Raw genomic sequence first — 5302 nt, forward strand, 5'->3', positions numbered from 1 at the left:
AATTTCGCAGTCGCGACGCCAGAGACCGAGGGTTAGATCATGCCTAGCATTCACCTTCCGGCCGCCCGCTAGCGGACCCTGGTCAGGTTCCGCGAAGGTGGGCGCAGACATGCTGGGCTCGTCAGGATCAAACTGCACTATGAGGCGGCGGTTCATACCGCGCCAGGGGAGCGAATGGACAGCGAGGAGCCTCCGAACGTTCGGGTCGCCTGCTCGGGTGATATCGACGAGGTTGTGCGGCTGATGCACGACGCTGCGGCGTGGATGTCCGCCAAGGGAACGCCCGCCTGGGACGTCGCGCGGATCGACCGGACATTCGCGGAGACCTTCGTCCTGAGATCCGAGCTCCTAGTCGCGAGTTGCAGCGACGGCATCGTCGGCTGTTGCACCTTGTCGGCCGAGGATCCCGAGTTCTGGCCCGACGCCCTCAAGGGGGAGGCCGCATATCTGCACAAGCTCGCGGTGCGACGGACACATGCGGGCCGGGGTGTCAGCTCCGCGCTGATCGAGGCTTGCCGCCATGCCGCGCGAACGCAGGGGTGCGCCAAGCTGCGGCTCGACTGCCACCCGAACCTGCGTGGCCTATACGAGCGGCTCGGATTCACCCACGTCGACACTTTCAATCCCGGCTGGGATCCAACCTTCATCGCAGAACGCCTAGAACTCGAAATCTAACGTCCGTTCGGGCATCGAGGTCCATGTCGGGGTGGGACGGGCCCGTGGCTTCAAGATCACTTGCAGTCCGACCGCGATGTCTTGGTTGCGCGAGAGGTTGTCGATATCCTCCACTTCCATCATCAACCCTGGATAATGCCGCCGCCGTCATCGCCGCCGACGCCCGTGCCGGGCTTTTCGGGCCTGTCAGGCTTGCTCGGCCTTCAGCCTGCCTGGGCGAGATCTCCGGCGGACGGATTAACGGCGGAGCTTCGCCGCCTTTCGTGCGTGTGAAGGCCGAAGATAGTTCTCTCAAAAACATCCGTTTATGAGAGATACCAAATGTCATTTTCAGAAGACGACTGCACCAGTTGATTGGGCGTAATGGCTGTTGTGCAGCCAGCTCCTGACAGTTCAATATCAGAAGTGATCTGCACCAATCTCGACTATGCTCAATACTCGTGTGGGCTCTGTTGCAAAAATCGTGAAGCTTGAGCATGCTTGGCGGAGATTGGACGGACGGAACGATGACGGATTTCAAGTGGCGCCATTTCCAGGGTGATGTGATCCTGTGGGCGGTGCGCTGGTATTGTCGCTATCCGATCAGCTATCGCGACCTTGAGGAAATGCTGGCGGAACGCGGCATTTCGGTCGACCATACGACGATCTATCGCTGGGTCCAGTGCTACGCCCCGGAGATGGAGAAGCGGCTGCGCTGGTTCTGGCGGCGTGGCTTTGATCCGAGCTGGCGCCTGGATGAAACCTACGTCAAGGTGCGGGGCAAGTGGACCTACCTGTACCGGGCAGTCGACAAGCGGGGCGACACGATCGATTTCTACCTGTCGCCGACCCGCAGCGCCAAGGCAGCGAAGCGGTTCCTGGGCAAGGCCCTGCGAGGCCTGAAGCACTGGGAAAAGCCTGCCACGCTCAATACCGACAAAGCGCCGAGCTATGGTGCAGCGATCACCGAATTGAAGCGCGAAGGAAAGCTGGACCGGGAGACGGCCCACCGGCAGGTGAAGTATCTCAATAACGTGATCGAGGCCGATCACGGAAAGCTCAAGATACTGATCAAGCCGGTGCGCGGTTTCAAATCGATCCCCACGGCCTATGCCACGATCAAGGGATTCGAAGTCATGCGAGCCCTGCGCAAAGGACAGGCTCGCCCCTGGTGCCTGCAGCCCGGCATCAGGGGCGAGGTGCGCCTTGTGGAGAGAGCTTTTGGCATTGGGCCCTCGGCGCTGACGGAGGCCATGGGCATGCTCAACCACCATTTCGCAGCAGCCGCCTGATCGGCGCAGAGCGACAGCCTACCTCTGACTGCCGCCAATCTTTGCAACAGAGCCCGCCGTGCTAGTCTGCTCGGTGATGGTGGAGTGAAGCCAACCCGCAATCGGGTTATGAATCTGCATCGCGATTCGCAATCAGCTGTCTCTTGAGCATGTCGAACTCCTGCGATGTTATCTCGCCGTGCTCGTGCTGCTACACCAACTTGTCCAACTCATCCGCCACACCGCTCCCCACCACCTGCGATGGCCAGGTTGTTTGCTGGGCGCATTGGCGGAGTATCGTCTCGACCCGGGACACCCACACCGGCACAACCTTACGGGAGTGATTCACTGTCAAAGAATCGGCCCGGTGCTCTGACGCAAGTATCGGGATGGTCACCATTTGTAAGCCGTAGACCTGAGTGGTGATCAAGACTTCGATACCACCGACCGTACCGGTACTAATCGACGACGGTCGTGTTCGTCGCCTGCCGCAGGGACTCTGCACACCTCCGTTTACGCATGTGCCTGGAGGAGTTGGAAATCGTCGTGTTCGGGAAACATTAAACACAGGATGGCAGCGATCTGAGCCAGCACATGATCAGCTAGCTCACCATCCGGATCGACGGCCCACTGCATCGTCGCGCCAGCGATGACCGAGTGCAGGAGCAACTCAGCTGCCGCAGGAGCACCTGGGGGCAGTCGCTTGCGGATCCCCTCCACCACCGCGCGGTTCCGCTGGATCGCAAGCGTGCGTAGCTCCGGCACCTGGAGCTCGTACCAGGAGATGAGATAGTTCACCGAGAAGTCGTTGCGAGTGTTCATGCTCCGAACGAGCACCTGCAAAAATTCCCAGAGCCCTTGCGGCCCTGCGCCTATCGGTATCGCATTCAGGTAATGCCGCACCTGCTCGACGCCGCGCTCCATCATCCTCACCAGCAGCGTATCGCGGTTGGTGAAGCGCTGGATTAACGCTGCGCGGGAGAGCCCCACCTCCTTTGCTACTCCGCTGAGCGTGAACTCTATGGGACCGCAACGCTTCAGCACTACGGTGGCGGCCTCGAGTACCTCGTCATCGGACTTGAGCTTGGGGCGGGGCATCAGTGTTCACCTTCTGTATGGGTTGGGGCGGAGGCTGTGGCTGCCGCCGCCATTGTAGCAAATTGAAGACGGAGCGAGAGTAGAGCCACGAGCCCCGCAAACACGGCCGATACAACGAGGCCAGGGAGCGGACCAGCAAGGTCGACAAACGCGCCGGCCGCAAGCATAACCATGGGCGAGGCTGACAGCATCACCGCCGAGACCGTGCCGAGTACCCGGCCGAGAAGTTCTGGCGGCGTGCGGTTGTAGATGGCAGCGTTGAGAATGGGAGAGACTGAGCCGGTCAGCAGTCCCACGAGCGCGCCCAACAACATCAGCACCGGCACGCCTGGCAACTGTGAAAGCAGAAGCGAGCCCACCGCAGAGCCACAAAATGCCACCGCCAGCCAGTTCTGCGCTGATATCCGGGCGCCGACCGACGCATGAATGGCAATGCCAAGGAGACCACCAGCCCCCATCATTGAGGAGAACAGCCCGAGCTCTGCTACTTGGCGTCCTGCATCTACAAACAGCGCAGGCATGATGACGCTGCCGTTGGCGCCAACGATGCCCACGAAGATCATCACTATACCAAAGAGAGGGCGCAGCAGGGGTTCGCTCCAGAGAAAAGCGACGCCGGCGCGCATGGAGAGAGTCGCCGTCGTGGTCATCGTCCGAGCGGCACGCGCGGGAAGCACCCACGCGCCGAGCAGACCTGCAAGGACGGAGCAGAACGCCGTCAGCCCGAGCGTTGGCGCAGCGCCAAGCAGGCCGATTGCGGCCCCCCCAAGGGCCGGGCCACCTAGAATCGCGACGTTCCCGATCACCGCTTTCAGTGACGAGACGCGCTCAACGGAGAGCCCGGCGACGTGGCCGAGTTTGGGCAGCTCACTGTCCTGCGCGGCCATACCGGGTGCGTCGAACGCGGCACCGAGCACCACGCAAGCGATCAGCCCAGTGTTCGAGAGGGCGCCAACGGCATCGAGCAGTGGGATGCTCGCCATGGCCACGCCGCCCACCACACCCGAGATCAATGCGACGGGCGCGCGCCCGAACCGATCGACGAGGCCACCACCAACCCACGCGCCGATGATGGTCGCGATGACGCTGCTAGCGGCCGTGGCGCCCGCCCAGGCCGCGCTCTTTGTATGAGACAGGACGAACCATGGAAGCGCGAGGGCCGCCACCGCGTTGCCGATCCGGAAGAGAAAGGTCGCCGCGAACAGCGTCGCGAGCGGGCTATATCGACGTTCGCTCATTCCGCTGCGGCGAGCTGCGCCTTCGCCGCAGCGAGGTACTCTTCGTTACCCGAGTCGAGGGCGAAGAGTGCGTAGGTGACCGCCCCGAACGCAAGGCGCTCCGCGATGTGGTGGGCGAGCCGCGGCCACACCCGGCCACCGGCCGCTTCATACGTGAGGAGGAGCTTCGCGAGCCCCTCTTCACCAAAGACCATAAGGTGCGCGGCCATGTCGATGGCAGGGTCATCAACGCGGGCCTCGCTCCAGTCGATCATCCCGCTGACGCGCTCCGTGTTGTCGATGAGCACATGGCCCACGTAGAGATCGCCATGCACCACCACGGAGAAATCTGGCCACGACGAATCGTCGTCGAGCCAGCGCTGCCACCGGTGGAGGCGCTTGTCGTTCACCACGAACTCGCGTCGGACGCGGTCAACGTCGTCGGCCACCTTCTGACGGGCCTGCGTCGGTGTACGGATGAGCATCCCCGCATCCACGGCGGCGGAAATGGGGACGGCATGCAGGGCGGCGAGCGCGGTCGCGAAGCTCTCCGCGAAGACCTCCGAGTCCTGCGGCACGACCCAGTCGGGCGTGGACGAACCAGGCTGGATGACCATCGCAGTCGAGTCTTCGAGCATGGGATAGGCAACGAGCTCGGCGTTGGCCACGCGCCAGTCCGGCACCGCGAACGGCAGGCGATTCTTGAGCATTGCCAGCACCCGCGCCTCTGGTTCGACCTTCGCGCTTACCTCGGCTCGGCGCGGGATGCGCAGCACCCACCGACGTCCATCGTCGACGGTGGCGATCACGATCCTATAGTCGAGCCCAAGCTCATTGACAGTCAGCGGGCCATGGAGCTTGAGCCCATGTCGGGCTGCAAGTGCGTACAGTTGGGAGGTATCGGCGGTCGTGACTACGGTCATGATTCACTCCTGAGGGCTTGACGGGTTTAGCCACCTAAATGTAACAGTCACGTCGGTTATATTCAATCCGGCACTGTTGCAAAGTTAGCGATGAGGCAGCCTTTTGTCTTATTCAAAGGCCTTACATTTCAAAAACTCT

At 62.1% G+C, this 5302-nt stretch carries 5 protein-coding genes; 2 read left to right on the forward strand and 3 right to left on the reverse strand.

The features are described 5' to 3' along the window. Positions 1-174: 174 nt before the first annotated feature. Positions 175-675 carry a GNAT family N-acetyltransferase gene (locus ACOTXR_RS24885; RefSeq protein WP_000376623.1) on the forward strand — a complete coding sequence of 167 codons (501 nt, stop codon included), beginning with the start codon at positions 175-177 and terminating at the stop codon, positions 673-675. Between the two features lie 506 nt (positions 676-1181). Next, complete coding sequence (locus ACOTXR_RS24890; RefSeq protein ID WP_001389365.1) at positions 1182-1946, forward strand: IS6-like element IS6100 family transposase; 765 nt, start codon at positions 1182-1184, stop codon at positions 1944-1946. Positions 1947-2438: 492 nt separating this feature from the next. Here the strand turns inward: ACOTXR_RS24890 and mphR(A) are convergent, their stop codons facing one another. From mphR(A) to ACOTXR_RS24905, 3 genes are read right to left on the reverse strand one after another with little or no spacing between them, the layout of a single operon-like run. Next, positions 2439-3023 carry a macrolide-binding transcriptional repressor MphR(A) gene (mphR(A), locus tag ACOTXR_RS24895; protein WP_001137892.1) on the reverse strand — a complete coding sequence of 195 codons (585 nt, stop codon included), beginning with the start codon at positions 3021-3023 and terminating at the stop codon, positions 2439-2441. Then, positions 3023-4261: a macrolide resistance MFS transporter Mrx(A) gene (gene mrx(A) / locus ACOTXR_RS24900; RefSeq protein WP_000004159.1), complete on the reverse strand. Its 1239-nt coding sequence runs from the start codon at positions 4259-4261 to the stop codon at positions 3023-3025. Before mrx(A) ends, mphR(A) begins: the two co-directional genes overlap by 1 nt. Beyond that, positions 4258-5163 (reverse strand): Mph(A) family macrolide 2'-phosphotransferase, encoded by a 906-nt coding sequence (locus tag ACOTXR_RS24905; RefSeq protein ID WP_000219391.1) that lies wholly within the window; start codon positions 5161-5163, stop codon positions 4258-4260. Before ACOTXR_RS24905 ends, mrx(A) begins: the two co-directional genes overlap by 4 nt. Positions 5164-5302: the final 139 nt, after the last annotated feature.

This window comes from Enterobacter cloacae complex sp. IR53030 (assembly GCF_049238365.1).
Classification (GTDB): Bacteria; Pseudomonadota; Gammaproteobacteria; order Enterobacterales; family Enterobacteriaceae; genus Enterobacter; species Enterobacter kobei.

Excerpts from the sequence above, each read along its gene's own strand:
- ACOTXR_RS24890 (WP_001389365.1), top strand. The coding sequence starts at position 1,182 with ATGACGGATTTCAAGTGGCGCCATTTCCAGGGTGATGTGATCCTGTGG.
- ACOTXR_RS24905 (WP_000219391.1), bottom strand. The coding sequence starts at position 5,163 with ATGACCGTAGTCACGACCGCCGATACCTCCCAACTGTACGCACTTGCA.
- ACOTXR_RS24885 (WP_000376623.1), top strand. The coding sequence starts at position 175 with ATGGACAGCGAGGAGCCTCCGAACGTTCGGGTCGCCTGCTCGGGTGAT.